Here is a 25,898-nt window from a genome sequence, read left to right on the forward strand (position 1 = left end):
AAAAGGTGACCAGGGGCAACTTTTTTTCACGCCTTAAACTAAGTGGCAATGCGCTTTAACTGTTGCTGTAGACCCACTTAGATTTACATGCTATGTTTAGTATAGAAACTTTTCAGAGAAAGAAGGACACCTAATGGAGCACGCATTTAAAAAAGGTAGCCGCGGGGTTACCTTATCAATCATTGTCTATTTAATTTTAAGCATTGCTAAGCTGACTGTCAGTTTTGTCGCTGATTCACATGCTTTACGAGCTGATGGTCTCAATAACTCAACCGATGTACTCAGTTCAATTGTCGTCTTTATTGGTCTAAAGATCGCAGTTAAACCAGCCGACCATAATCACCGTTACGGGCATGCCAGAGCCGAAATGATTGCGAGCCTCATTGCTTCATTTATTATGGTCTCGGTCAGCATACAAGTGATGACCCAAGCCGTGACCAATTTAATCAATAAAAACTATCCAGAACCTGGCTTACTTGCCTTTTGGACAGCTGTTATAAGTGGGATTGTCTTATTTTTTGTCTACCAATATAACTATAAGTTGAGTCAGAAAATCAAAAGTAACGCTTTAAAAGCCGCTAGTCTTGATAACCGTGCCGATAGCTTGATTAGTTTTGCGGCTGCCTTTGGAATTATCGGAACGACCTTTGGTTTATACTGGCTTGACTCGGTGTTGAGTCTGTTCGTTGGTATATTAATTTTTTACACCGCTTATCAGACGTTTAGCCACGCCTCGCACACGTTATCAGACGGATTTGACCCGGAGATGATCAAAAAGATAAAGCAACTCACCTTAATCGACCCAGGGACAAAACATGTCTCCGATATTCGCGGGCGTACGGTTGGTAACCAGGTAATGATTGATATGATTATTTATGTCGACCCTAATATCACAGTTAAAGAAGGGCACGACATCACTGACCGAATCGAACATATACTGTTCGACCAGCTCGAGATTGAATATGTCACCATTCACGTCGAGCCTTACAGTAAGACATAAACAAGAGAAACCGATGAAAGTACAACAAGCACGAGCGGAACGCGGAGCAGCGACAAGATAATTGCCACTGCTCCACCAACAAGGCTTATGCCCGGCTCATTTGGGATTGCTTCAATGATACCTGGGAAGATTAACGCACCAAGCGTTGCATACGGAATGACATTTAAAAACTCACCAAAGAAGGGGGAGACTGATATTTTATCGACGATAAATGGCGGTAATATACGCGGCACTAATGTCACTAACCATAATGACAGCAACAAAAATAGACTCATTCTCTCACCTCTTTCTTTTTCATAAGCACACCAATAAAACTAGCCAGTAACGTCGCCAGAACGATGCGAATCCCAATTGATGTGACGGGCATTAAAACATAATTAAAAAACATTGCCAAGAGTGCAATCACACCGTATCGCCACTCTTTTTTCACTGAAGGTAACAACAACGCAATAAACATCGCATATAAGCTAATGCCAAAACTCTTACCTAATGTCTCAGGGATAAACGTGCCGATTACCCCACCAAGCAGTGACCCCATCACCCAAGCAACATATCCGGCAATATGTAATGTAAGATAAAAACTTACCGGTGTTTGTTTAGGTTTATTTAAGACACTCAACACGGAAAAAGATTCATCGGTCGTAAGCGATCCAAGGAAAACTTTTTCCTTTAGCGGATGTTGTCTTAACCGGTGACTCATTGATAGTGACATAATGAAATGCCGGAAATTAAGCACAAATGTCGCAAGGACCAACTCAATATACGTCGCTTGTGCGAGCATCATATTTAGCACCATAAACTGACTTGCCCCGCCAAACACTAACGCACTCATCGATGTCAACTGAAATAAGCCAAGCCCTGCTTGATTAGCCAGCACACCATAGGCTAGCGCAATCGGTAAATAGCCAATCATAATCGGTGTCGCGGTTATTAAACCATCCACGACCGGCTGTTGTCTCATCTCTTTTCCCCCTCACATCGTTCTTTTTCTTTATAAAAAAACAGCTAGCCACAAGTGGGCTAGCTAAGAGCTTATTTCCTGCGCATTATTCGACATCATCTTGTTCAGTCGTAATCAGTGGACCATCTTTAGTAATAATGATCGTGTGTTCATACTGCGCAGAACGCGAACCATCAATCGTTCGTGCCGTCCAACCGTTATCATCCATCTGCATCTGCCACTTGCCTTCGTTTAACATCGGTTCGATTGTAATCGCCATACCTTCTTTTAAACGCGTGCCCTTATTCGGTAAGCCGTAATGAGGGATATGGGGTTCTTCGTGAATCGTTGGACCAATACCGTGTCCAGTGAAGTCACGCACGACACTCAAACCTTCTTGTTCAGCATACTTTTGAATCGCATGGCCAATGTCACCAATTCGGTTACCGACTTGGGCTTGTTCAATCCCTAAGTAGAGTGATTTTTTCGTTACATCAAGTAACTTTTGAGTTTTTTCATCTGCTTCCCCGATTACATACGTCCAGGCTGAGTCCGCTAGACCACCTTTATATTTCACAACCATATCAATGGTGACAATATCACCTTGAGTTAAAACCTCTTCACGTGGGAACCCGTGACAAATTTCATCATTAATCGACGCACAGGTTGCGTATTCATAGCCTTGGTAGCCTTTTTGTTCCGCTGTTGCGCCGTGGTCGGCTAAATACTTCTCAACAAACCGGTCAACTTCCATTGATGTTACGCCTGGTTTCATCATTTTCTCAATCTCTTTATGCAACTTGGCTAAGAGTTTCCCAGCTTCAGTCATCATCTCAATTTCTCGTTTACTTTTACGTTGAATCATTCGCTTATTCCCCTTTCTTCCTTACATACTATAACATATTTCCCCTTAGAATGGGGCACAAAAAACATCCAAGAAAGTAGAACGAACACATATCTCCGCTCTTGCCCCCACTTCTTGTTTATCTTTTTGCCTATTTTTTTATCTGTTCGTTTTAATAACTTTGCCCCATATAAACCGGTTATCACGTGTTTAATAAGTAACATCTCTCGTCTGTTTACTTGCATGCCCTATCAGTTGAACTCCCTAACATTCTCACGAATAATTGATGGAGATGACTGATTTCAGCCGAGAAAAGTGACTCATTTAGACAAAGTCATGAATACGGTAGTAATGACCATTGATCAATGTCTCCTCATCCATTAACAAGTCAACTAACACGTTCCCTACCGTTTCTGGGCTTCTAAGAGCCGCTTCTTCTTTATACGCCTTAAACTTTTCGATATCTTTAAATTGCGCTTTTGACATTTTTCTAATATCTTTCTGCATTGAAGTATCCATAATACTAGGATCAAAGAGAATCACTTTATGTGGTTGTTCTAATTCATCAACTTCTAAAGCAACGGTTTCAGTATAGCGGTTTAACGCCGCTTTTGTTGCCCCGTATAAACTCCAACCATAAGTTGAACGCTCGGCGGCACCTGATGAAATATTAGCTAAAAACACGGTTGTGTGATGCTTTTTTGCATCATGTAGAATTCGTGATGTCGTAAACATGGGGGCTGTGACATTTAGATTGACATGTTTCTCAATCGCTTCGCGCCTGTGATTACTGCTGACATCAATTGGATTCACAGTAGCAGCATTGTTAATCAGATACACTTTGTCAGTATCCTTTTTAAAGACCAAAGTTTTGATTTGATCACACGTATCTTCTAATTCATCAACGGCCGATAAATCACAGCTATACGAATAATAAGTAGCCTTTGTTGATTCACTGTATGTTTCTAGCTGTTTGTTGATTGACCGGCTAATACCAACAACACAAATACCCTCATCCAAAAAGCGGCGCGCGATTTGCTCACCTAAACCTTTTGAAGCCCCGGTTATAATCGCATAATTCATTTAGGTTCCTCCTCGAAATTGTTATGTCTACGGACTTTTTGATTCATACACTTAATTATAGCGCAAACTAATAGGATTTAAAACGATGAACCTGATTCTGTCAGATCATATTTACCAGGCGGAGAGGTCAACAGTAACACAAATCGTTCATTAGATGTTTAAAACGGATATCTGACTTGCTTTTTATCAGAATTATCTCACTTTTCATACAAAGTACTTGATAAATAGGCGGGTTGTGGCGTAAAGTATAGAGTATATCCAAAGGGGGAAGCAAATATGTCTCAATCATTTAACACTAAGACAGTTCATTTTAAATCAGAGCAACATCGTCCAAATAACAGCAAGGTAACACCGATTTATCAAACAAGTGCCTTTTCATTTAAAGACTTAGATGATGTGGAAGCATTTTATAACGGGGAGAAAGATTATTTATATTCACGGGTCGGTAACCCTAACCCAGATGAATTAGCCCACGTTGTGAGTAACCTTGAAAATGCGCCGGCTGGCGTCAGTGCTGCCTCAGGTCTTGCGGCAATCCTGGTTGGGGTTTTATCTGTTTGTCAAGCGGGCGATCATATTTTAGCATCAACTGATATTTACGGCGGGACGTATGAGTTATTTGAAACCGAATTAACGTCATTCGGGATTGAATTATCATTCGTTGACTTTAAAGACTTAAACGCGGTTGAACAAGCCGTTAGACCAAATACAAAGTTAGTCTACACTGAATCCATCACCAATCCCCTACTTTACGTTGAGGACTTAACGGCAATCGTTGCCTTTAGTAACAAACATAGCTTAAAAACGATGGTTGATAATACCTTTGCGACACCGTATCTGATCACACCTTACGACCAAGGCGTGAACTTAGTTGTACATAGCGCGACGAAATATTTAGGTGGCCATAGTGACGTCACCGCTGGAGTTCTGGTTGGTGATAAAGATTTAATCCAAAGAGCACGCTCAAAAGCCATTCACTTAGGACCGACACTTGCGCCAATGGAGGCTTGGCTTACTGTTCGCGGCGTTAAGACACTCGCCTTACGTATGGAAAAACAAGTATCAAATGCCGAAAAGTTAGCGCGTACACTTCTTGAAAATCCAGATGTCAAAACCGTCTATTATCCTAAAAATGCAAGTCCGAACGGAAACGGCGCAATTGTCTCCATTGACTTAAATGACACGATTGACGTTAAAACGTTCTTTCAATCTCTTGGATTTGTAAAGATAATTCCAACTCTTGCCGGTGTCGAAACAACCGTGTCTTATCCAAAAACAACCTCACACCGCGCACTCTCAGAAGAAGTTCGACAGTCACTTGGGATTACAACCGGGTTAGTGAGAATTTCTGTTGGGATTGAAGACATAAAAGATATTATTCAAGCATTTGAACAGGCTTTAACTAACAGCCGAAAATAACCCCTTAGACACCGTTAAAAAGCCTACTTTCTAGTTAACTAGAGAGTAGGCTTTATTCATCGTTTAGTACGTGTTGAACATTAGTTTTTTAAGTGTTTCTTTTTCTTACGAGAAATGAAATACAATAAGCTACTTGATACAATCAGTAGTAAACCGAAGGCCATCAAACTATACATTAACGTTGCCGTGTTTGGTAACGTGCTATTTGTATTATTTGTTGACTCGTTAAACGCATCATTGGTGCCTGCGACAGAACCAGTGCTATTAGAGGCATTGTTATTTGCTGAGTTACCTGCATTGTTATTGGTACCCGCATTCGTTGAGTTGTCATTGCTTGATGAATCACCGCTTGAGTCATCTGTTTGATTTTCATCACTGTCAGTCGATTCATCAGACTCCTCAGTAGACGTGTTATCATCAGCTGATGCATCATTATCAGTTGACGAGTCGTCGTCATTATTACTATCATCAGTTGTTGCATCATCACCATCAGGTGCGTCATCTGTTTGATCTTCTTCATCTTCATTTAGAATGACATCACCTGGTACTATAACCTCTGCAATTGCATAATAGCTAAAGGTGTCCGTTTCAATGACGACTTCTCCTCGTGTTTCGTTATATGAACTGATCGGATTAATCGATATCTCTTTATCTTCGCTTAAGCGAATAAATTTTAATCGGTCTGGATTATCAATTTCATTTGGATTTACTTCAAATGTCATCATCACTTTTTCCGGGAACTTTGCGCGGTAGTATTGACTACCGTTTAAAATATTTACGTGATAGATTTGAGACTTCAAATCAAATTCATTGAACCCAGCTTGATTTGATGCTTCTTCAACCGTAAAGTTAAACCTTTTATTTTCAAAGAAATCATCTGTAAGTAAAGCATTTGGAAACTCTACTTCTAATTTTCCATCATCATGCGTCGTTGTAAGTGTTTCATCCCCAGTTAACTGATCAAGAACATCATCACTGACATACACATTGTTTATACCATCGGTATATAGATTTTTATTACCCGCTTGATACTTAGACAAGTTAATATCTTCAATAACAACCGCATTTGTTGGATAATCATACTCATCTTGGTCATCATCTACATTCTCATCTTCATCATCTGCGTCGTTGTTTGTGTCATCATCTGTGTCATCGTCTGAATCATCATCAGTATTATCATTTGGTTCTTCGACAATCTCTTCAATAATGACGTACTTGCCTGTTTGTTTTGGTTCAATCAACACCGTGCCAGTTGATTGTATATAATCACTTATTTCTTTTACGTAGATATCTCCGTTGCGACCGATGGTGGCATACTTTAGTCCTTCCGGATTATTAATCCGATTTGTATCGACATCAAGTTCCATCGTCACCTTTGATAGGGTTGGAAATTCGGATAGATAAAGTGATTCAGAGTTACTTAACCTAAAATCATAGGCGTTACTCCTTAAGCTAAAACCACTAAAATCACTTGTATCTGTAAGTGGTGTGACGCCGTAATTAAATTGATCACCATAGAAATGTTGGTTAGTGAGAATATCTTTAGGTATTCTTACAGTTATACCATCATGTTCTGCTTTAAAGTCGTCATCTGATTGAAGTTGACGCAACACTTCATCCATAATAATGACATAATTTTTATTGTACGTATAAAGATCACCATTACTCACTTGGTACGTGTCAACATTATCATTATTAATCACCAAGTAATCTGATGGATCAGGCTCTACTGGTGTTACTGGATTATCTGGATCCGTTGGATCATCTGGATTTTCATTCGGATCTTCAGGTTCTTCTGGGTCGACTGGCTCTTCTTTAACAAACCCATCCTCCCCGTTAATAGCAGTAACATCTTCGCTCTTTGCTTTTACAAACATGTATTCACCTGGGTGATGGATTTCTGCCTTAATCTCCGTGTCAGTCTCGTTATAATAATAGACGTTTTGATAATTTTCCTTTACATCATTTTCATTATAGCGATATTTACGGAATAGATAGAGCTCTTCATCTTCATCTAATAAATCGTTAATGGGTTTTTCTAACGTGATTGAATACGTTAAGGTATCCTCATATGTTGTCAGTATTTCCTTTTGTGCCGGATCATCTGGATCTTGATATAAAATATCAACATTTAACGCTTGACCTAAAGAATCTGCCACCGCAGATGGATCATAGCTGTCATAAGACGTTGCATCAAAGTTAATATGTCGACCTAATTCATCATCCAACACTACACCTGGAACTGATAATGTCGCATTGTTTTCAGAGAACAATAACGGATCTTTTGATTTTTCCAATCGAGATTCTTTATTCAATAAATCGTTAATCACTTCTTGTGAATCAAATAAAACGGGTGAGAGTTGATTGACTTCCACTTGATTCATGTCTTTATAATATTTATCATAGATTTTTTTAGTGAAGTGATCAAATCGTGAAACAGGTTCATCGTTATTTACAAATAAGAACGTCACATCATTTTTTTCTGTCTCAAAATAAATCGCACCATCACTATCTTTATAATTTAATTCCGTCTCGAAATCTTCGATATATTGTGTATTTTCACCGTCACCAACTTTATAAACCAATGTCGGCGTTATTCCTAATTCAGCATCCAATACTGTTTTTAATTTGCTAATGCCAACACTGTTTGGCGCTGGTTCTGTGTCATCATAAGCGTAATACATATCCGCAAAATAATTTAACCCAGGAGATAATTGTTCAACAGCTACGCCGTTTATTATTTCAATTTCTTCATCATTACCTAAATAAGGTTCTGTCTCTTTATACGTTAAGAGCAGCGAGTAATCCGGTGAGACAAAATCTGGTGAGAATGATGCGATAAGCTTATCGGTACCTGCTTCTTTTTCCTTCACTCTAAACTGAAACTGCGTGTCATTATTAAAGGCTTTATTATCAAATACATAATGTGGAATACCAAAACCATGATAATCATTATAGACATAATCAGTCACCGTATCAGCATATACAGCATCCATCGCTGTTTCACCGTTATCAACTTCTTTTGTCACTGAGACTATATTTTTACTTGAATCTAAATAGCCATCAAATTCGATATTATCACTCGTAAGATAAACGGCTTCTCTCACTGATAAAGCCTCTTCAAATTCGCTATGCCGCTCACCAAGACTTTCCTCTGCTTTAAAAATGAATGGCGATAAAAAGGGTAACAATATGCTAATCGTTAAAATGCCACTAATCAATGCTAATTTTTGTTTCATAAACTAACCTCCAAAGTCTCTTTAATAAAACCTGTATTTTATATGTATTAAACTAGGCTCTTTTGAAATCTTTATAGAATTTAAAAGTAGCTAGCTTCTTAACCGAAATAATAGACAACTTATCATAATATAACGCATAAAAACCAACATAAATGACAACAAATGACGTCACTACATTAACGTATGCTTTCTATATTATATCGGTAAAACATAAAAAATTTAAAGAGAAATAAAGAAAATAAAAAATATGACGTAAGACACAACCAAATGCCTACGTCATATTCATTATTTACTATATTTTATTCATTTGATAAAACATCTTTAAGCACGTCTAAATTGCGCTCCATTAAACTAAAGTAATCCTCATCTGCTTCAATATCTTCTGTGCGTAAAGTCGATAAGTTGTGCAGTTCTTTTGTTTCTAGACCTGCTTCGTCTCTAATCACTTCTGATACCTTAGATGAGATGTTTTGTTCAAATAAAATCGTATCAATCGCCCGGTCTTCAACTAAATCAATCAATTGAATCAGTTGTTGTTGTGACGGCTCATTTGATGGTGACAAACCGGTGACTGCTAACTGTTCAATCCCGTAATCACGCGCCCAGTAATTATACGCCGCATGTGTGACTAAAATTGTTTTATTTGGCACTTCATCAAGCACTTCTTTAAATGAAGCATCTAAAGCTGTTAACTCTTCAACAAGTGTGTCATAGTTCGCTCTAAAATAACTTTCTTGTTCTGGCATTAAGCGAATTAATTCCTCTAGAATATTCTCACTTAATTCCATTGATAGCTGCGGACTTAACCATACGTGCGTATCATAATCACTTCCGTGGTCATGGTCATCTGCCTCGTGTTCGTGATCATCTGCTTCGTGATCGTCTGCTTCATGGTCATGATCATCTGCTTCATGGTCATGATCGTCTGCCTCGTGATCGTGATCGTCTGCCTCGTGATCGTGATCGTCTGCTTCATGGTCATGATCATCTGCTTCGTGATCGTGATCATCTGCTTCGTGATCGTGATCATCTATCTCGTGAGTATGCGTATCTTCCTCATGATCCGTTTCTGTATGACTATGATCGTGTAAGTAGGTAATCATATCAAGACCGGTTGACGCTTCAAGAAAAGCGACTTCTTCATCTGATAATGCTTCTTCTATTGAGACGGCATAACTTTCTGCTTGAGCTTCATTATAAATAAATAAATCAGCCTCAGCAACGCCAATCATCTCTTTCGATGTCGGTTCATATGAATGGGCATCACTACCTGACGGTAAGATAGACGTTGCCTTAACATAATCTCCACCAATCTCACCAGCAAAAAATTGTAACGGATAAATCGTTGTCATAACATTGAGTTGTTCGGTGTTTTCTTCTGATGTGCCTTCATCTACTTCTGTCTCGTTTGTTTCACCGCAAGCTGATAAAGTAAATATCATAGCCGCTATAAATAATAAGATGTATTTTTTCATTTATTTTCCCCCTAGAATGTTTATTACGGAAACAAGTATATCGTAATCGTTTCGGTTTGTAAACAGTAATGGTTACGCTTTGAAAAAAGAATCGTTTCATGAGATAATTTTTATTTTCTCCTTAAGTTTTTTTCTGAATGTCTCTATTACTAACTTCAAGTCGCGTATTCATAGTTATGCTTGAATACTCTCGCTAAAGAATTAAAGAAAATATTAAGAAAGAAGTCAAAAAAAATAACACCAAAAGGTGTTATCTAGGGTCATCTACTTTTTACTAATAATTGAACAGCTTCGTCAACCAGCTTTTTCGGGTCTTCCTCGCCTGATTTTTCTGCATCGATAACACAATTAACTAAATTTGAGCTCACGACGACACCCATAGTACGATCTATAGCGGTACGAATGGCTGACATTTGGGTGACGACATCTTTACATTCTTTACCTTCTTCCATCATCTTAAGGACACCGCGTACTTGACCTTCAATTCGTTTCATTCGATTAACTGCTTTTGGTGAGTAGTCCATTTAAATCCTCCGTTCTGATTTAACACTTCTAAGATGCGAATTCTGCTAAATATTTTTTACACTTACACGGATTGTTGATAAGCGCATAGCCTTTTACATTATGACCATATCGTTTAAGCAATCGAATACCGATATTTTTTTCTATTTCATCAGAAGCGATTACGACAATACCTGCGGCTGGTAAGCCGTCATGATGGCGCTTAATGTAGGCGATCGGTAAAGCAATGGCTCCAACTACCACTTCTTTTGCGGAATCACTATAATCACGTAAATCAACCAACAGAGGTTGAGACGATAATTGATCTTTTTTAATGCACTTGACACCTCGAACAGGTACGTAGCGTGTATACAATAAGTAACCTACAAACGCTGTCAGGAGTGTGAGAAAAACAGTCACTTTATAAACCTCCTTGATAAATAAGTCATTACTTATATTTTATACGCGATACGGTATTGAAGTCAAACAATAACCTTAAGAAAGTTGTGAATTTTTTCACTCACAAATATTTTACCTTTTTGATTGTTCTAAAAACGGTTCATACATCATGATCATGTGATTGTCTATCTCATATTCATCATTAATTACTCACCCAGATTGTTAAACACTTTACGGTAAATTGTAATGTAAATCACCTTCCATATAATCACAAACATTGTATCACGGAAAAGTTTTCAGCAAACATTCAGCTTCTGTATAATGTAAAACACCCCAATCACACGCATGGCGACTGGGGCATTCTCAACTATATGATTAAAATCATTTTACCTCCGGTACTTGTTGATAGAAATCAACTAGGGTAATTAAACCGCGATCAAAGTTCTCAACCGGGAAGCTTTCATTTGGTGAATGAAGGCGATCATCAGGTGTACCAAACCCGAGTAATATAACCGGGATACCAAAGATGTCATCAATCCATTCAACGACAGGAATCGAACCACCCATCCGGACAAAGACGGCTTCTTTATTAAAAGCATCACCATAACTTTTAGCTGCTTGCTTAATCAGCGGGTGATTAAAGTCGACTTTATACGCTTTTGCGGATAACGGCTCACGAGTAATATCGACCGTGACACCTGCCGGTAGATGTGTTTCGATATGTTTGACTAACTTATCTTGAATATCGATTGGGTCTTGACCCGGCACAAGGCGACACGTTAATTTAGCCGTTGCCTTTTCTGGAATAATTGTTTTCGTCCCTTCACCTTGATAACCACCAAAGAGTCCATTAATTTCTAACGTCGGACGTGCCATGGTGTGTTCTGTTGCGGTGTAGCCTTGTTCTGAGACTGTTGTTGGAATATCAAGCGCCTTCTCGTAATCTTCTTTTGGTGCTTCTGCCATCAATGTCCGCTCTTCTTCTGTCAGTGGCTGGGCGTCGTCATAAAAACCTTGTACAGTGACAACTTCATTGACATCTTTCATTGATGACAAGATATGACTCATTGCCATCAACGGGTTTCTTACCGCCCCGCCATATAAACCTGAATGTAGATCACGGTTAGGACCTTTCACGGTAAATTCTAGCCCAGTAAAGCCTTTTAGACCGTAAAGAACCGTCGGTTGGTTTTCTTCAACCATACCAGAATCTGAAATCACACAAAAATCGGCATCAAATTGTGCTTTTTTCTTATTCAAGATCGTATATAAGTTCTCAGAGCCGATTTCTTCTTCACCTTCAATACAAACCTTGATGTTAAGTGGTAACGTACCTGTTGTTTTCATTAAGGCTTCTAAGGCGACTAAATGCATAAAGACTTGGCCTTTATCATCACTTGCCCCGCGGGCATACAGTCGTCCGTTCCGCACTTCCGGTTCAAATGGTGCTGAATCCCATAGCTCATAAGGATCGGCCGGCTGAACATCGTAGTGACCGTAAATGAGCGCTGTCGGTAACTCATCACTAACGTGGTAATAGGCATAAACTAGCGGGTGCTTATCGGTTTCTTCGACTTCAATCTCGGAAAATCCTATCTCCTTCAAATAATCAACTAAGAAGTTAACCGCCTTGGTCATTTCATCTTTTAAACTTGAATCCGTGCTTATACTTTTAATGCGTAAAAAGTCATTTAACATCGCTAAATGACGATCACGATTATCTTCTAGAAACGTCATCGTTTCACTCATGTTACTCACTCCTCTTGTTTATTTTTTAAATCTATCGCCTTTTTAATAGGGTATGCTTTTATCTTATCATATCCTTGTCCTATTTATAAAAAATACTTATTGGAGCCACAGCTCGGATTACATTAATCAAGCATCCACAATCGTTCATTGACGATATTTTTTAGTCACCAGGTGCATAGTCATCCACCCATTCTTGCACAGCTTGAACATCAATCGCAAGACCCACGCGCCCGTCATCTTCTGTCTCACGCGTCGCATAAACCACCGCAATCACGTCACCACTGTCGTTCACAACCGGGCTACCACTGTTACCTTTATAAATCGGCGCATCAAGCGCAAACACGCGCGTCTCTAGTGTCGTGTTTGTTTCACCAATGACTTTTCCTTCATTAGCAATCCGGTTAAATCTCAGTGGATTCCCAACAAAAGTGATGGACTCTCCTGCTTCAACAGATTCAGTGCTCAATTCCAGATACGGTAAGTCAGTCGCTGCCACTTGAATAAAGGCCAAATCAACCGCTGGAAGCTGTTCAATGACTTCACCTGTTGTAACGTCACGGTCTTTGATCCCAACGGTAACCGTATCTTCGCCATCAACAACATGAGCATTTGTGACAATTAACCCGTCCGTTGAAATAAGAAAACCCGTCCCACGGCCATCGCCAGTATCAATTACGACCACCGTATCTTTAATCTGAGCAATATCTTCATCGAACGACAATGCGATTGACGTTTTAACAAATTCAATTGCTGGAATATTAAACGTCTGAAACACCAGCGCTAACCCTTGAATCAAGACAACGAGTGCCAAAATGATACCAATCATTTTCATATCTTTCGATAATTTGACCGGTTTGTTTTTTGTTCCCTTCTGTCGCTCCCGTTTCATAAGGTCGATCATCTCATCGTGTGTCAGCGGTTCAAATAAATCGTCATCAATCATCTCTTGTTTTACCGCATGTAAGTAAGCTTGTTCTTGTTGGTCGTCTTGTTCTTGTTGTTTTTGCCTGGCTTGTTCACGTTCAGCGCGCTCTCGCTGCTTTCTTTCAATGACGGCTGCGGCATCAGGATCGCTTGTTTGGGTCATTTTTTTATCCTTGCTAGCAACCTTTTCTACTTGTTTATGTATATCCGATTGATTATTATTTTGTTCATCAGCTGTCATCATCGTCACCCTTATTTCCCGGGAAATTTATTCTTCTGTAGCTGCCCCTATATTTTTTTCGTTTCAGCTTGTCTTAAGTTTAACATAGACACCTATAGAGAATATTGATGTATAGGCTAATTTGTTTAACTTTTCAGTAAAGTCTTGATTTTATCTCCTATTTTAACTATGATAGTTAAAAATAGCGAGGGGGGATTTTTCTACATGTTACTTGAAGATATTTTACAACATAACCATGCTTTTGTAGAGAACAAAGACTACGAAGGCTACGTCACAAATAGTGTACCAGACAAACATGCGGTCATTTTAACTTGTATGGATACACGCTTAACCGAGCTCTTACCAAAGGCAATGAATTTTAAGAATGGTGATGTGAAAATTTTAAAAACAGCTGGGGCCATTATTAAAAATCCGTACGGGTCGGTTATGCGCAGTATTTTAGTTGCCGTCCATGCTTTACAAGCTGACGAAGTCTATGTTGTCGGTCACCATGATTGTGGCATGAGTAGCTTAAATGCCGATCACTTTATTGAACATATGAAAGTCCACGGGATTGATGAAGAGAAAATCAACAACTTACCCGTCGATGCGCATGATTGGTTTGAAGGATTTGATCATGTTGAAGATTCTGTTAAAAGTTCCGTTGACTTAATTGAAAACCATCCATTATTACCGGATGATGTCCCTGTCCACGGCTTAGTTATTGACCCTAAAACAGGCAAGCTTGATATTGTCATCAATGGTTATCAGTAAAGCGATCAACCATTTCACATTTATGATCCTGTCTTATCTGTTTTAATTATAGGCATAATAATAGTGAGTAAGATGAAAAAAGAGACCCAATGGGTCTCTTTTTTTACGTTTAGCTTGATTCGTGTTTTTCATGCGCGCGAATCGTTTCAAGGACGTGATGAATTGCATCTTTAGCATCACGTTTTGCCATTCGCGCTTTTATCTCAGGCGTTTCTTGTTCAATTTGAGTGAGCGTTTCAAAAAAAGTTGTTGCCGATAATTCATCTTCATCTAACACTTTCGCAAAACCAGCTTGTTCAAAAACTTGTGCATTTAAGACTTGATCACCACGACTGACACGTTTCGGTAACGGAATCAACAACATCGGTTTTTTTAAGGCCAAGAATTCAAAAATTGCATTAGCTCCAGCGCGTGAGACAATGACATCCGCGCTTGTTAATAAGTCATTTAATTCAGCTTTGACATAATCAAACTGTCGATAACGCGGGTGGGTAATTGACTCATCCATTAAACCTCTCCCGGTTAAGTGAATCACTTGATATTTTTTAGTGAGAACCTCTAACTGACTGCGAATAAACTCATTTAAATGTTTTGCTCCAGTACTGCCACCCATAACTAATAGAATTGGCTCATTAGGATTAAAATCAAGCAACTGACAGGCCTGTTGTTTTGATCCTTCAAATAATTCTGGACGAACGACTGCACCAATAAAGGCAGCCTTTTTCTCATCAACATATTTTAGTGTCTCTTCAAAAGTAACAAGGATTTTTTTCGCAAACGGCATCGCAATTTTATTTGCCAGTCCAGGCGTTAAGTCAGATTCATGTATCACCGCAGGTGTTCGCGTTAGCTTGGCAGCAATCAAGACAGGCACAGAAACAAAGCCACCTTTTGAAAAGATGATTGTTGGTTTAAGTTTATGAATCAATTGAACAGACTGCCTAATCCCGTTTAAAACTTTAAAAGGATCTTTAATATTTTCAATCGAACGGTAACGGCGGTATTTCCCCGTTGAAATTGCATGATAGGTGACCCCTTCAATCGGTGAAATTAAATCTTTTTCAATCCCGTCATACGACCCAATATAGTCAATGTGATACCCTGCTTCTTTTAGGAGGGGAATCAACGCTAAATTGACCATAACATGGCCCGCTGTCCCACCACCTGTAAGGAGGATTTGTTTATTTAATGTCTGTTTTTTCATTTTACTTCATCCTTTTTCATTCATGACAAGCCAGAGAGGTATCGTCATATCAGTTAAATCATTGGTATGATTCGTGTATGTTACATCTGACTGGATAGAACACGAGTCAGTTTTAGATTACGATAACGTTAAATATTCAAGTAAAGAGATTAACTGTTCTTTTGTCGGTCCTGCCATGTCATCACTTTCGTGATGACGGTATTCGATTTCGTAATGCAGCTTACCTTTTTCCTTTGACACATGTTTCACATACGCTAAGTCATGAAAACAGACCGTGTGATTTTCTTGTTCTGTGATCGTATCAATCGGACAACCCAGCGACTGATCGGTTGAAACAGAGATCGTGAGTAAGTCATTATCATTTGTATAGAAACTTAAATCAAGATATTCATGACCTTCTATTTCAAAATGATCATAAATAACAAAAGCAACAGGAATCGGAAGAGTATCTGGCACACTGACATCAAAACTAGCTTCACTTATCGCTTCTTCAACGATATCGTATTGATAATTATATTGGTCACTCTCGACTGGAGAGATGGTTTCAGTTTCTTTTGGTTGGCATCCGAATAATAACAAGATACCTAAGATGATGAGTGTGAGTATTCTCAAAGTCTATTCCTCCTCCAACTGTTTAGTTTAACAGGGTTCGTTAATTTTTACCATAGGTCAATTGGAGAAAATTTAATCTGTGAAAATCCACACGGATAGTAAGTTAGTTGATTATTCCTCATCCACTCATATCCATACTACATATGATTGAACTACCCCCACCTAACATTCTCACGAATGTTTGAAGCAGGTGTCTCTCGCTCTAAAACGATAAAAAACGTCACACCTAGTAATAACAACCGAGTGTGACGTTTTTATATTATTGTTGATAAGACTCTCTAGCTAACCGAAGCCTTAAGAATACTCCCTGCTAGTATTTTTGCCCCAATCAACAAACTATCTTCATCAATCATAAACTTCGGGTGATGATAGGGATGAATGCAGCCTTTTTCTTTATTAGCTGAACCTAAAAAGAAATAAGTTGCTGGAATTTTTTCAGCAAAGTAACTAAAATCTTCGGCCCCCATATTTGGTTCTAAATGAATTACATTTTCTTCACCAATGATCTCTGTTGCGACACCCACCATTAACTGATTGGTTTCCCAATCATTGATGGTTGCTGGGTAGCCAAATTGATAATCGATGGTTGCTTTTGCACCATGTGCTCTTGCGGTGAAATCTGTTACTTGTTTCACCCACTCACTCATCTCTTGTCGAACGGTTTCATCAAATGTCCGCACCGTTCCCTCAATGTAAGCTTTCTCTGCGATAACATTAGCTTTATCCCCGGAATGAAAACTCCCTACTGTCAGTACGGCTTGTTTCATTGGGTCTACTTTACGTGACGTTAATTGATTCAGTTGTGTGACTATCTGTGCACCAATACTTAACGCATCAACCGTATCATGAGGTAAGGCTGCATGGCCGCCTTTTCCTTCAATCGTCATAAAGAAGTCATCACTTGCTCCTAAGATGGGTCCGTCTGTTTCACCAATTGTGCCGACAGGTAAATAGTTCTCCATGTGCAGACAAAAAATTTGATCAACACCGTCAATCGCCCCGTCTTCAATCATTGCTTTTGCTCCACCCGGGTCTTGTTCCTCGGCGTGCTGGTGAATAAACTTCACCGTCCCGTGTAAATCTTCTTTAATTGACACCAGAGCTTGTGCGACTGTCATCGCAATTGCCGTATGGGCATCGTGTCCACACGCATGCATGACCCCGTCGACCGTTGATTGGTACGATAGGTTCGTCTCTTCTTTAATCGGTAATGCATCAAAGTCTGCCCGAATGGCGATAGTTGGACCAGGATGGCCACCTTTAAGCGTCGCAACAACACCCCGTTCACCAACGTGCTCTCTCACATCTAAACCGAGCTGTTTATGAAAGGCTGCGATCGTTTTCGGTGTTTCTACTTCTTCAAATGAAAGCTCTGGATATTGATGAAAATGTCGTCTTAACTCAATCATTTCTTGTTCCAAATTTTTAAGCTTGTCATACACTTTTGTTTTTAATTCCATCATTTTCTCACCTCGTCTTTATTGTTAAATAATTGAGCGTAAAGCAAATTATTTGTCGAACACTTTTTCCATTCACACTCTAATCACTCATCATTTGAGCATAAAAGCAAAAAATATCATCCTTTCAGCATCACTCAATCGAGTCATATCTCATTGATAGAACGTTCTACCTTCTTTCTATCAACAAAGATTCTATACTTACTCATAATATAAAAAAAGATGCCGCTAAAAACGACACCTTTTCATTGTTATATCAGTTATGAGACACTGCGGAAACGTCGTTTTGTCGTCTTCTCCACAATACCTAGAAGAAAGTCAGCACTTAACGCGAGTAGTGCCGCTGGCACTGCCCCGGCGATTAAGCGGACATCATTTTGTCCATTGATCCCACCGACAATCTCTTTACCGAGACCACCACCACCGATGTACGGCGCAATTGTTGCGACCGCAACCGCAATAACAAAAGCCACGCGTAAACCAGCCATTAGAAAGGGAATCGATAAAGGAAACTGCACTTTTGTCAGTAATTGAAAGGGTGTCATCCCAATCCCTTTCCCTGCTTCTGAGACCCCAGGGTCAACTTCTTTAATCCCAACATACGTATTACGTACAATCGGTAGTAAAGAATAGAAGAATAAGCCAATCACAACAGTCTCATTACCTAAACCGAAATAAATAAGCAGAATCGCCAGCATCGCCAAGCTTGGAATCAGTTGTAGAACGTTGACGAGTGATAAAATCACCGGCGCCAACTTCTCTACTTTAGCCGCCAGGATACCAAGTGGTACCCCAATGACTAATGCAAGTCCCATCGCTTGTAAGACCATCACAATATGTTCAATGGTTAGGGCGATTAGTTCTGCGCTATTATCTGACATATACTGAAGTAATTCAGTGATAAATTCCATAATATAACCCCATTACAATTAGTTTAGTAAGCCTTCGTTTTCTAAGAATTCACGTGCCACTTCTTCTGCTGGGCGACCGTTAAGGTCAACTTCTAAAATAAGTTGTGACATTTGTTCGGTTGATACGGTACCGACAAGATTATCAAAGATCTCTTTTACTTCTGGATAGTTGTCTAATACTTCATTACGTGCAACAAGTGATGCATCGTATGGAGGGAAGAATTCAACATCATCTTCTAAAACACGTAAGTCATATTCAGCAATTTGTGGGTCAACTGTATAAGCTGTTACAACGTCTAATTCATCATTTTTAATTCCTTCATACATCAGTGAGACTTCCATTGCGCGCACGTCGCCAAACTCAAAACCATAAGCATCTTGGAAACCGCGGTAACCATCGTTATCACGCTCAACCCATGACGTATCTGTACCTAAACGTAAGTCCCCTGCTAGTGGTTCTAAATCAGAAATGTTTTCAATACCTTCACTGTCTTGTAATTGGCCTTGGATTGCAATCGAATATTCGTTTTTAAAGCCTATTGAATCAAACCAAGTGATATCATATTCTTCACCAAAATATTTTTGTGCGTTTTCAATCGTTTGTTCTGAGTTCGTTGAATACTCAACATCATCAAAGTGGTTATTGTACACTTCACCTGAATACAACATCGCGAAGTCAAATTCTTCACGATCAATTGATGCTATAATTTGTGGACTTGCTTGAATATCTTCGGTGATATTTACTTCGTGATCTGTGTTTTCTTCAACTAATATCTTCACCATTTGAGCAGCAATCTTTGGATCGGTATAAGACTGGGCACCAAATTCAAACACTTCGCCCCCATCAGCAGATTCTTCGCCTCCGCATGCGGCTAACAACAACATCGCACTTGTAAGTAATGCTAATAATAATTTTTTCTTCATAAGTATAGTCCCCTTTATTTTTATTTCTTCACCGTAAATGGGTGAAGGCTATCGTATTATTCATGCACACACGGACTAACCGCGTGAGACAGATAAACGTCTTTCAATAATCCCAAAAATCAAATCGACCGTTAGCGCTAAAATAATCGCGAGCGCCGTACCGGTAAAAATCATAAAGGTATTATTTGAACCAATTCCAGCCATGACTAAGTCACCTAAACCACCAGCACCAATAACAGTCGCGAGTGTCGTCCAACTAATAATATAGATGGTTGTAATGCGAATCCCTGACATAATATACGGCACTGCAATCGGCAATTCGACCTTCGCTAGCCGCTGAACGGTTGAGTATCCCATACCTTTAGCAGCTTCAACAATCCCTTGGTCAATCGATTCAACACCGGCATACGTATTACGTAACAGTGGTAAGAGGGCATATAAGAATAAAGCCACAACCGCTGGTGTAAACCCAATCCCAAAAATCGGAATCAATAACGCGAATAGCGCAATCGTTGGAATCGTCTGAAAGAAGTTCGCTACATTAAAGATGGACTGTTTCAATCGTTCGTTCTTCATCTTTGTCATCCCAATTGCCAGTGGGACAGTAATAATAATCGCAAAGATGATCGAGACAAAAGCGATGGTTAAATGCTCGAGTAAATATGAAAAAATATTTTCATAACGAATTTCCCAGAATTCAATATACTCTTGAATTAACTTCATGACGTGACACCACTTTTTTGATCAATTTGTTCATGGAGGACTTCTAATAGTTGATCTTGGTCTAATACCCCAATAAACGTCATATCCTCATGAACAATCGGCGCAATGGTCTCTTTACTTGCGACAAACTTCTCAACTTCTGCTGATTCACGGTATGCAATCACCGATTCATCAACGAGTTCTTTAATTTCGCTGTCACGGTTTTTCACCGCATCATAAAGTGAGAGAATGCCTAAATATTTATCGTCCGCATCAACAATCGGCATCTGATCTTTTTTCTTATCAACCATCACATGAATGGCCGCATCAAGTGACGCCGTCACTTTCACACTTGGGTAGTCTTCATTAACAAATGCTGTCATTGGTGGTAGACCACGGGCTTGTCTTAGTCGGTCTTCACCAATAAAATCTTCGACGAATTGATTAATTGGATTCGTCAATAATTCGTGAGGCGAGCCTTTTTGAACAACTTCCCCGTCACGCATTAAAATAATTTGATCCGCAATCTTAATTGCCTCATCCATATCGTGCGTAACAAAGATAATCGTTTTATTAATTTCTTTTTGAAGACGCACAAGTTCATCTTGTAGTTGTTCCCGGCTAATCGGGTCAAGTGCACTAAACGGTTCATCCATCAAAATAATTTTCGGTTCCGCGGCAAGCGCACGAATGACACCAATCCGTTGTTGCTGCCCCCCACTTAATTCATGTGGGTAACGTTCTCGGTACATCTCCGGGTCTAAGTCAACCATCTTGAGTAGTTCATCTACTTTTTTACTGATTTTTTGTTTATCCCATTTTAATAACTTCGGTACTGTTGCAACGTTATCAAAAATCGTCATATGTGGAAATAAACCAATACTTTGAATGACATAACCCATTTGACGTCTGAGCTCAATCGGGTTTATATCTGATATTAACTTACCATCAACCGTTAATTCACCATCGGTATAATCAATTAAGCGATTGAGTAATTTCATTGTTGTTGTTTTACCACAACCACTTGGTCCAATTAAGACATTGAGTTTGCCTTCTTCAAATGTGAGGTTAATATTCTTTAAGGCATGGAAGCCATCCTCATAGACCTTGTTTACGTTTTTTAATTGAATCAAGAGCATTCCCTTCTTTCGTCGTTCTTTTTGATCACTATCATTAGTTTACAGAAAAGTCCAGCAAATAGAAAACCCGATATACACTTTAAATTGTACAAACTTTATACAATTTAAAGTGTATGGATTGTATAAATTGTTCTACCTTAAAATTCCGCCCGATTCCTTTAGAATCCTATCAAACTTCTCTCTTTTCATTCAATCCTATCTATGATACTGTTAAAGTCAAACAAATATTTGACAAAAAAGAGTGATAATATGAATAAAAAAATGAATTTAGAAGATCAATTAGAGCACGTCAAACACCGCGTCAGTGAACAGATTGCTGAAAATATGAAGTCTTATGGCTATCCGGCAACGATTGGCCGGGTAATTGCGGCAATCTATTATGCCGGTCGTGCGCTCGACCTTGATGAATTAGCCGAACATACGGGCATGAGTAAAACCCGTATGAGCCAAGTTTTAAGAGAAATGACAAGTTACAATATTGCTGAAAAAGAGTTTGTCAAAGGCTCCCGTAAAGATCACTACACGGTTGAAGAAGATTATTATCAAACGTTTATTACCTTATTTACGGCCAACTGGCGTGAAGTCACGATTCGCAATAAAAAGATTGAACAAAAAATCACGGAAGAACTGGCGGAGATTTATGAGAATGAACAGGCCACACCAGAGATTAAAGCTGAGGTAGAGATCTTAATGGAAGATTCCAAAGCATCGATCCGTTACTTCAATTGGATTGAGCAAATTGTTGAATTATTTGATTCACAAGACATCTTTAAATATGTTCCAAAAGACCCGATTGATGAAAAGAAAAAGGCTTACCGTTTTAAAAACTAAAACGGTAAGCTTTTTTGTTTGGTACTTAAAAAAGTACACATCTTTAAGATTGACGCGTACTTTTTAAAAATACTTTGAAACTTTAAGAATATGCTTTGGTAGAAATAACGCTCTTTTTCTTTCATGCCAGTTTTGCACTTCTGCGACAGGCTGCTCATCAGAGGATAGCTGTTTTGATTTAAACATTCAATCTTTAAACTACCCACACTTAACATTCTCACGAATGTTTAAAGAAGATGACTTCTTGCTTTAAGACGATAAAATTTGATACTGTTTTCTCAATTAAAAGACAACGCACTAGCAACATTCCAAAAGAAAAATAATCCCCCGCTATATAAAGTTAACTTTATATAGCGGGGGATTATAACACTATCCATTCTATTTGCATTTAGCCTTGATTTTGGTGTTGCTACTCACTTACATAAACATTGATTTTTACTTAATGCATATTCGGAAACTTTTGTTGGCGTAACACATCATAAGCAATGATCGCTGCGGTATTTGATAAGTTTAGTGAACGCACCCGGTCATTTTTAGCCATATGAATGCGTAAGCAGTGATCTTCTTTTCCGACGAGTAAATCTTTTGGAATGCCCGTTGTTTCTTTACCAAACACCAAGAACCATTCTTTTGAGGCATCACTAAAATCAACTTCGGTGTAATATTTGGTGCCAAAGTTCTCGATGTAATAATAATCCCCGTCTGGGTGTTTATCATATAAATCATCAATCGAATCATGATGCTGAACATTAACATCATACCAATAATCAAGTCCTGAGCGCTTCAACATTTTATCATCAGTTGAGAAGCCTAACGGATGAATCAAATGCAGGGTCGCATTACAAGCTAGACACGTCCGTCCAATATTTCCGGTATTTGCGGGTATTTCAGGTTCAAACAAAACAATATGAAGTCCCATCTTTTCACCTCTTCATCATTCTAATCCTTTTACTCACCTATTTATATTTACTAGGATTGATTCATTAAGTTTCAAGCTGAGCTTGTGCACTGGCAGCTTTTATTTTACCTTTCTCAAGGTAAATGGCTTCAAATTGGAGACCTTTCTCCATCTCGAGACGGACCGTCTCGTCTTCTTCTTTAGTCATCGCCTCACGAATAAGCGCATAACTGTCTTCACGGCCAATTTTACCGATTGAAAAGGCCGCTGTTCCTCTAATAACCGGACGTGGATCTTTTCGCATCAACGTCGCTAACGTTTCAATGCTTGAGACTTCACGGTAATGTCCAAGTGCTAAGATGGCATTGCGCTGAAGTGGTTTTTTCCCGCGCCATGAACCAGCCATTTCACCGAATGTCTCTTTAAATTCACGATTGGATATCGTAAGGAGTGACAATAGTTCTGGTTTGGCGAGGTCTGGCTTCGGCTCAAAGTCGGCATGTAGGTGAAAATCAACACCCTTATTATACGGACAGACAAGCTGACATGTATCAAACCCATACAACTGATTACCAAGCACCGAGCGAAACTCATCCGGTAAATAATCTTTTGTCTGCGTCAAAAAGGCAATACAGTTAGCGGTATTAAGCTGACCTGGACCAACAAGGGCTCCTGTCGGGCAAGCATCGATACATTTCGTACAGTCTCCACAACCGTCTTCTAACATTGTATCTGGCTCTAATGGGATATTCGTGATCATCTCACCTAAATAAACGTAAGAACCAAATTCAGGAGTAATGATTGAGCAGTTCTTGCCACTAAAACCAATCCCAGCTCGTTCAGCAACGGCACGGTCAGGTAACTCACCGGTATCAACCATAATCTTTGACCGAAACCCTGGGATTCTCTCTTCTAAGTAGGCATGGAGCTGATTGAGCTTATCATTTAGTACAACGTGATAATCAACGCCCCAACTCGCACGGCAAACATTCCCGCGTCTTGTTCCTGATTTATTTTCAGGTCGATCACGCATTCGGGACGGGTAAGCAAGAGCGATTGAAATAATTGATTCAGCGCCAGTTAAATGCAGTGCCGGTTCCGTTCGCTCTTCAATCGTCCCTTTTTCAAAACCTGACTGATAGTTTTTCTCTTGTTGAGCCTTTAAGCGCGCCTTCATTTGGGTGAACGGATCAACCGAACCAAACCCAATTGTATCGATTCCGATTTGTTTAGCATAATCGATAATATCTTGTTTTAATGTACCATAAGCCATATTTCATCCCACACATTCTCTACTATTACTATTGAACTAATCGAAAAAAGGCATAAATAAAACGCAACACTTCGTTTTTATAAACGAAATACTGCGTTAGCTAAAGTGATAAGTAGTATTATAGCATCGTTTTAGCCCAGAGGCAACCCCTAATTCTTTCATACTATTTGTTGGATAAACAGTTTATTACCTTTCTATACGGGTAAGTTATAGTATCGGCCTAAACAAACATGAAAACAATAATAAAGCGAGGTGATGAAGACATGTTATGGACGATTATCGGGATTTTACTACTTATTTGGCTCGTCGGGTTTGTGCTTGACGTCGCAGGTGGACTTGTTCATATTTTACTCGTTGTAGCCCTAATTGTGTTTATCTACAACATGATTACCGGTAGAAAACGATAACTTGATACTAAAACAGCTTGCTACAACGTTAAGATCATAATCATCGGTTTGACTGCTGTAGCAGCATAATTTAATCTCATAAAACAATTAAACAAAACGATAGCCTGAATCACTGCGGCTATCGTTTTTGTTTTAATGTTTTTAAATATTTTGTTTAATTTAAGTTAAAACAGGCCACTACATATGATTTTGATCCTTACTGTTTATTTTTTTAAAATCGTTTTAATCCACGTTTCAGACATCAGTGTATCACCGGTTGATGTTGTATGAACACCGTCAATCGTAAGTGGTAAGCCAATGGCTTGGTCAATATAATTTAAAAAAGCTTCATGGGTTTTCACTAGCGGTAAGTGATACGCCTCACTCAACCGACGAATGACGCTTACGTAGGGTATTAATAATGTATTTCCTTTTGAGTGACGCTCTTCTTCAATCACCGTTGGCTCCATCAGAATTATCTTTGCCTTGGTTTTTGATTGGGTCGCTTTTATCAAGTCACGGTATAATGTTTCAAACATCTCTGGTGTCACTTGGTCCATATCAGGATCATCTAACTGACGCCAAACATCATTAATCCCAATTGAAATAGATACAACATCAGGATTTAAAGCAATCACATCTTCTTCCCAGCGCGCTTTTAAATCCGTAATTCGATTACCACCAATCCCCTTGTTGATAATCTCTGGTAAGTAACCTTCACACGTCGCATAGTGGTCACGTATCATGCGCACATAATTATCTCCAATCTCTAATCTATCATCTGCCTTACCCCATTCAGTAATACTGTCACCAATGAATATAATCCGTTCGCACGCCATAGTTAAACAACCTTTCTCATGAATTCAGTCTTTTTCTTTCATTATACAATAGGTCCATCGATTGGATATAGTATTTAAGTAACTATCTTATGCACGCCTGACTACAAAATCGCCTAAACTAACTTATAAAGTGGCCATAGCTAACTATTCTCACA

At 39.0% G+C, this 25,898-nt stretch carries 25 protein-coding genes; 5 read left to right on the forward strand and 20 right to left on the reverse strand.

Features of this window, described 5'->3' with window-relative positions; genetic code table 11:
• Window positions 1-133: 133 nt before the first annotated feature.
• The gene (locus BM098_RS03795; RefSeq protein ID WP_089830573.1) at window positions 134-1,000 is read left to right on the forward strand and encodes a cation diffusion facilitator family transporter; all 867 of its coding nucleotides are present in this window, start codon (window positions 134-136) and stop codon (window positions 998-1,000) included.
• Here BM098_RS03795 and BM098_RS03800 read toward each other — a convergent pair.
• The 4 genes from BM098_RS03800 to BM098_RS03820 form a co-directional block, all read right to left on the reverse strand.
• Window positions 985-1,275: an AzlD domain-containing protein gene (locus BM098_RS03800; RefSeq protein WP_089830576.1), complete on the reverse strand. Its 291-nt coding sequence runs from the start codon at window positions 1,273-1,275 to the stop codon at window positions 985-987. The two genes, BM098_RS03795 and BM098_RS03800, sit on opposite strands and share 16 nt — an antisense overlap.
• On the reverse strand, window positions 1,272-1,961 hold the full coding sequence (locus BM098_RS03805) for an AzlC family ABC transporter permease (RefSeq protein ID WP_089830578.1): 690 nt from the start codon (window positions 1,959-1,961) through the stop codon (window positions 1,272-1,274). The genes BM098_RS03800 and BM098_RS03805 overlap by 4 nt, the downstream gene beginning before the upstream one ends.
• 85 nt (window positions 1,962-2,046) lie before the next feature.
• A complete protein-coding gene (gene map, locus BM098_RS03810) occupies window positions 2,047-2,805 on the reverse strand; it encodes a type I methionyl aminopeptidase (protein ID WP_089830579.1) in 759 nt (252 codons plus the stop codon).
• Window positions 2,806-3,108: 303 nt separating this feature from the next.
• Window positions 3,109-3,867, reverse strand: a complete 759-nt coding sequence (locus BM098_RS03820; RefSeq protein WP_089830583.1) for an SDR family NAD(P)-dependent oxidoreductase — start codon at window positions 3,865-3,867, stop codon at window positions 3,109-3,111.
• Between the two features lie 276 nt (window positions 3,868-4,143).
• Here BM098_RS03820 and BM098_RS03825 point away from each other — a divergent pair, with 276 nt between their 5' ends.
• Window positions 4,144-5,286 carry a trans-sulfuration enzyme family protein gene (locus BM098_RS03825; protein WP_089830585.1) on the forward strand — a complete coding sequence of 381 codons (1,143 nt, stop codon included), beginning with the start codon at window positions 4,144-4,146 and terminating at the stop codon, window positions 5,284-5,286.
• Between the two features lie 80 nt (window positions 5,287-5,366).
• Here the strand turns inward: BM098_RS03825 and BM098_RS03830 are convergent, their stop codons facing one another.
• From BM098_RS03830 to BM098_RS03855, 6 genes are all read right to left on the reverse strand, one after another.
• On the reverse strand, window positions 5,367-8,525 hold the full coding sequence (locus tag BM098_RS03830) for an LPXTG cell wall anchor domain-containing protein (RefSeq protein WP_089830588.1): 3,159 nt from the start codon (window positions 8,523-8,525) through the stop codon (window positions 5,367-5,369).
• A 299-nt stretch (window positions 8,526-8,824) separates the two neighbouring features.
• Complete coding sequence (locus BM098_RS03835) at window positions 8,825-10,000, reverse strand: metal ABC transporter solute-binding protein, Zn/Mn family (protein ID WP_089830589.1); 1,176 nt, start codon at window positions 9,998-10,000, stop codon at window positions 8,825-8,827.
• A gap of 260 nt (window positions 10,001-10,260) precedes the next feature.
• Window positions 10,261-10,524 carry a metal-sensitive transcriptional regulator gene (locus tag BM098_RS03840; protein ID WP_089830591.1) on the reverse strand — a complete coding sequence of 88 codons (264 nt, stop codon included), beginning with the start codon at window positions 10,522-10,524 and terminating at the stop codon, window positions 10,261-10,263.
• A gap of 28 nt (window positions 10,525-10,552) precedes the next feature.
• Window positions 10,553-10,921: a hypothetical protein gene (locus BM098_RS03845; RefSeq protein ID WP_089830593.1), complete on the reverse strand. Its 369-nt coding sequence runs from the start codon at window positions 10,919-10,921 to the stop codon at window positions 10,553-10,555.
• A 360-nt stretch (window positions 10,922-11,281) separates the two neighbouring features.
• Window positions 11,282-12,649, reverse strand: coding sequence for a dipeptidase (locus tag BM098_RS03850; protein WP_089830595.1), 1,368 nt, complete (start codon window positions 12,647-12,649; stop codon window positions 11,282-11,284).
• A 160-nt stretch (window positions 12,650-12,809) separates the two neighbouring features.
• Window positions 12,810-13,817: a S1C family serine protease gene (locus BM098_RS03855; protein ID WP_089830597.1), complete on the reverse strand. Its 1,008-nt coding sequence runs from the start codon at window positions 13,815-13,817 to the stop codon at window positions 12,810-12,812.
• Window positions 13,818-14,018: 201 nt separating this feature from the next.
• Here BM098_RS03855 and BM098_RS03860 point away from each other — a divergent pair, with 201 nt between their 5' ends.
• A complete protein-coding gene (locus BM098_RS03860) occupies window positions 14,019-14,567 on the forward strand; it encodes a beta-class carbonic anhydrase (protein WP_089830599.1) in 549 nt (182 codons plus the stop codon).
• Window positions 14,568-14,676: 109 nt separating this feature from the next.
• Here the strand turns inward: BM098_RS03860 and BM098_RS03865 are convergent, their stop codons facing one another.
• The 7 genes from BM098_RS03865 to BM098_RS03895 all read right to left on the reverse strand — a co-directional run bounded on the left by BM098_RS03865 (window position 14,677) and on the right by BM098_RS03895 (window position 21,510).
• Window positions 14,677-15,771, reverse strand: a complete 1,095-nt coding sequence (locus BM098_RS03865) for an undecaprenyldiphospho-muramoylpentapeptide beta-N-acetylglucosaminyltransferase (RefSeq protein WP_089830601.1) — start codon at window positions 15,769-15,771, stop codon at window positions 14,677-14,679.
• Between the two features lie 117 nt (window positions 15,772-15,888).
• Complete coding sequence (locus BM098_RS03870) at window positions 15,889-16,383, reverse strand: hypothetical protein (RefSeq protein WP_089830603.1); 495 nt, start codon at window positions 16,381-16,383, stop codon at window positions 15,889-15,891.
• A gap of 278 nt (window positions 16,384-16,661) precedes the next feature.
• Window positions 16,662-17,846 (reverse strand): M20 metallopeptidase family protein, encoded by a 1,185-nt coding sequence (locus tag BM098_RS03875; protein WP_307725231.1) that lies wholly within the window; start codon window positions 17,844-17,846, stop codon window positions 16,662-16,664.
• A gap of 254 nt (window positions 17,847-18,100) precedes the next feature.
• Window positions 18,101-18,751: an ABC transporter permease gene (locus BM098_RS03880; protein WP_089830605.1), complete on the reverse strand. Its 651-nt coding sequence runs from the start codon at window positions 18,749-18,751 to the stop codon at window positions 18,101-18,103.
• A gap of 18 nt (window positions 18,752-18,769) precedes the next feature.
• Window positions 18,770-19,675 carry a glycine betaine ABC transporter substrate-binding protein gene (locus tag BM098_RS03885; protein WP_089830607.1) on the reverse strand — a complete coding sequence of 302 codons (906 nt, stop codon included), beginning with the start codon at window positions 19,673-19,675 and terminating at the stop codon, window positions 18,770-18,772.
• Window positions 19,676-19,750: 75 nt separating this feature from the next.
• Window positions 19,751-20,398, reverse strand: a complete 648-nt coding sequence (locus tag BM098_RS03890; RefSeq protein WP_089830609.1) for an ABC transporter permease — start codon at window positions 20,396-20,398, stop codon at window positions 19,751-19,753.
• Complete coding sequence (locus BM098_RS03895) at window positions 20,395-21,510, reverse strand: ABC transporter ATP-binding protein (RefSeq protein WP_089830611.1); 1,116 nt, start codon at window positions 21,508-21,510, stop codon at window positions 20,395-20,397. Before BM098_RS03895 ends, BM098_RS03890 begins: the two co-directional genes overlap by 4 nt.
• 255 nt (window positions 21,511-21,765) lie before the next feature.
• On the opposite strand from BM098_RS03895, the gene BM098_RS03900 reads away from it, so the two are divergent.
• The gene (locus tag BM098_RS03900; protein ID WP_234987405.1) at window positions 21,766-22,347 is read left to right on the forward strand and encodes a GbsR/MarR family transcriptional regulator; all 582 of its coding nucleotides are present in this window, start codon (window positions 21,766-21,768) and stop codon (window positions 22,345-22,347) included.
• A gap of 439 nt (window positions 22,348-22,786) precedes the next feature.
• On the opposite strand, the gene BM098_RS03905 is transcribed toward BM098_RS03900, so the two are convergent.
• Together BM098_RS03905 and queG are read right to left on the reverse strand one after the other, a co-directional pair.
• Entirely contained in the window at window positions 22,787-23,266 is a 480-nt protein-coding gene (locus BM098_RS03905) for a tRNA (cytidine(34)-2'-O)-methyltransferase (RefSeq protein ID WP_089830614.1), read from the reverse strand.
• 64 nt (window positions 23,267-23,330) lie between these two features.
• The gene (gene queG / locus BM098_RS03910; RefSeq protein ID WP_089830616.1) at window positions 23,331-24,518 is read right to left on the reverse strand and encodes a tRNA epoxyqueuosine(34) reductase QueG; all 1,188 of its coding nucleotides are present in this window, start codon (window positions 24,516-24,518) and stop codon (window positions 23,331-23,333) included.
• A 230-nt stretch (window positions 24,519-24,748) separates the two neighbouring features.
• Here queG and BM098_RS13315 point away from each other — a divergent pair, with 230 nt between their 5' ends.
• The gene (locus BM098_RS13315) at window positions 24,749-24,925 is read left to right on the forward strand and encodes a lmo0937 family membrane protein (RefSeq protein WP_407645446.1); all 177 of its coding nucleotides are present in this window, start codon (window positions 24,749-24,751) and stop codon (window positions 24,923-24,925) included.
• 203 nt (window positions 24,926-25,128) lie between these two features.
• Here the strand turns inward: BM098_RS13315 and BM098_RS03915 are convergent, their stop codons facing one another.
• The gene (locus BM098_RS03915; RefSeq protein WP_089830618.1) at window positions 25,129-25,743 is read right to left on the reverse strand and encodes an SGNH/GDSL hydrolase family protein; all 615 of its coding nucleotides are present in this window, start codon (window positions 25,741-25,743) and stop codon (window positions 25,129-25,131) included.
• Window positions 25,744-25,898 lie beyond the last annotated feature (155 nt).

The organism is Halolactibacillus halophilus (assembly GCF_900115605.1).
GTDB classification, from domain to species: Bacteria; Bacillota; Bacilli; order Bacillales; family Amphibacillaceae; genus Halolactibacillus; species Halolactibacillus halophilus.

What these genes read in the sequence shown, in the direction of transcription:
- BM098_RS03795 (WP_089830573.1), top strand. Translation starts at nt 134, where the DNA reads ATGGAGCACGCATTTAAAAAAGGTAGCCGCGGGGTTACCTTATCAATC.
- BM098_RS03800 (WP_089830576.1), bottom strand. Translation starts at nt 1,275, where the DNA reads ATGAGTCTATTTTTGTTGCTGTCATTATGGTTAGTGACATTAGTGCCG.
- BM098_RS03805 (WP_089830578.1), bottom strand. Translation starts at nt 1,961, where the DNA reads ATGAGACAACAGCCGGTCGTGGATGGTTTAATAACCGCGACACCGATT.
- map (WP_089830579.1), bottom strand. Translation starts at nt 2,805, where the DNA reads ATGATTCAACGTAAAAGTAAACGAGAAATTGAGATGATGACTGAAGCT.
- BM098_RS03820 (WP_089830583.1), bottom strand. Translation starts at nt 3,867, where the DNA reads ATGAATTATGCGATTATAACCGGGGCTTCAAAAGGTTTAGGTGAGCAA.
- BM098_RS03825 (WP_089830585.1), top strand. Translation starts at nt 4,144, where the DNA reads ATGTCTCAATCATTTAACACTAAGACAGTTCATTTTAAATCAGAGCAA.
- BM098_RS03830 (WP_089830588.1), bottom strand. Translation starts at nt 8,525, where the DNA reads ATGAAACAAAAATTAGCATTGATTAGTGGCATTTTAACGATTAGCATA.
- BM098_RS03835 (WP_089830589.1), bottom strand. Translation starts at nt 10,000, where the DNA reads ATGAAAAAATACATCTTATTATTTATAGCGGCTATGATATTTACTTTA.
- BM098_RS03840 (WP_089830591.1), bottom strand. Translation starts at nt 10,524, where the DNA reads ATGGACTACTCACCAAAAGCAGTTAATCGAATGAAACGAATTGAAGGT.
- BM098_RS03850 (WP_089830595.1), bottom strand. Translation starts at nt 12,649, where the DNA reads ATGAGTGAAACGATGACGTTTCTAGAAGATAATCGTGATCGTCATTTA.
- BM098_RS03855 (WP_089830597.1), bottom strand. Translation starts at nt 13,817, where the DNA reads ATGATGACAGCTGATGAACAAAATAATAATCAATCGGATATACATAAA.
- BM098_RS03860 (WP_089830599.1), top strand. Translation starts at nt 14,019, where the DNA reads ATGTTACTTGAAGATATTTTACAACATAACCATGCTTTTGTAGAGAAC.
- BM098_RS03865 (WP_089830601.1), bottom strand. Translation starts at nt 15,771, where the DNA reads ATGAAAAAACAGACATTAAATAAACAAATCCTCCTTACAGGTGGTGGG.
- BM098_RS03875 (WP_307725231.1), bottom strand. Translation starts at nt 17,846, where the DNA reads ATGATGGAATTAAAAACAAAAGTGTATGACAAGCTTAAAAATTTGGAA.
- BM098_RS03880 (WP_089830605.1), bottom strand. Translation starts at nt 18,751, where the DNA reads ATGGAATTTATCACTGAATTACTTCAGTATATGTCAGATAATAGCGCA.
- BM098_RS03885 (WP_089830607.1), bottom strand. Translation starts at nt 19,675, where the DNA reads ATGAAGAAAAAATTATTATTAGCATTACTTACAAGTGCGATGTTGTTG.
- BM098_RS03890 (WP_089830609.1), bottom strand. Translation starts at nt 20,398, where the DNA reads ATGAAGTTAATTCAAGAGTATATTGAATTCTGGGAAATTCGTTATGAA.
- BM098_RS03900 (WP_234987405.1), top strand. Translation starts at nt 21,766, where the DNA reads ATGAATAAAAAAATGAATTTAGAAGATCAATTAGAGCACGTCAAACAC.
- BM098_RS03905 (WP_089830614.1), bottom strand. Translation starts at nt 23,266, where the DNA reads ATGGGACTTCATATTGTTTTGTTTGAACCTGAAATACCCGCAAATACC.
- queG (WP_089830616.1), bottom strand. Translation starts at nt 24,518, where the DNA reads ATGGCTTATGGTACATTAAAACAAGATATTATCGATTATGCTAAACAA.
- BM098_RS13315 (WP_407645446.1), top strand. Translation starts at nt 24,749, where the DNA reads ATGAAAACAATAATAAAGCGAGGTGATGAAGACATGTTATGGACGATT.
- BM098_RS03915 (WP_089830618.1), bottom strand. Translation starts at nt 25,743, where the DNA reads ATGGCGTGCGAACGGATTATATTCATTGGTGACAGTATTACTGAATGG.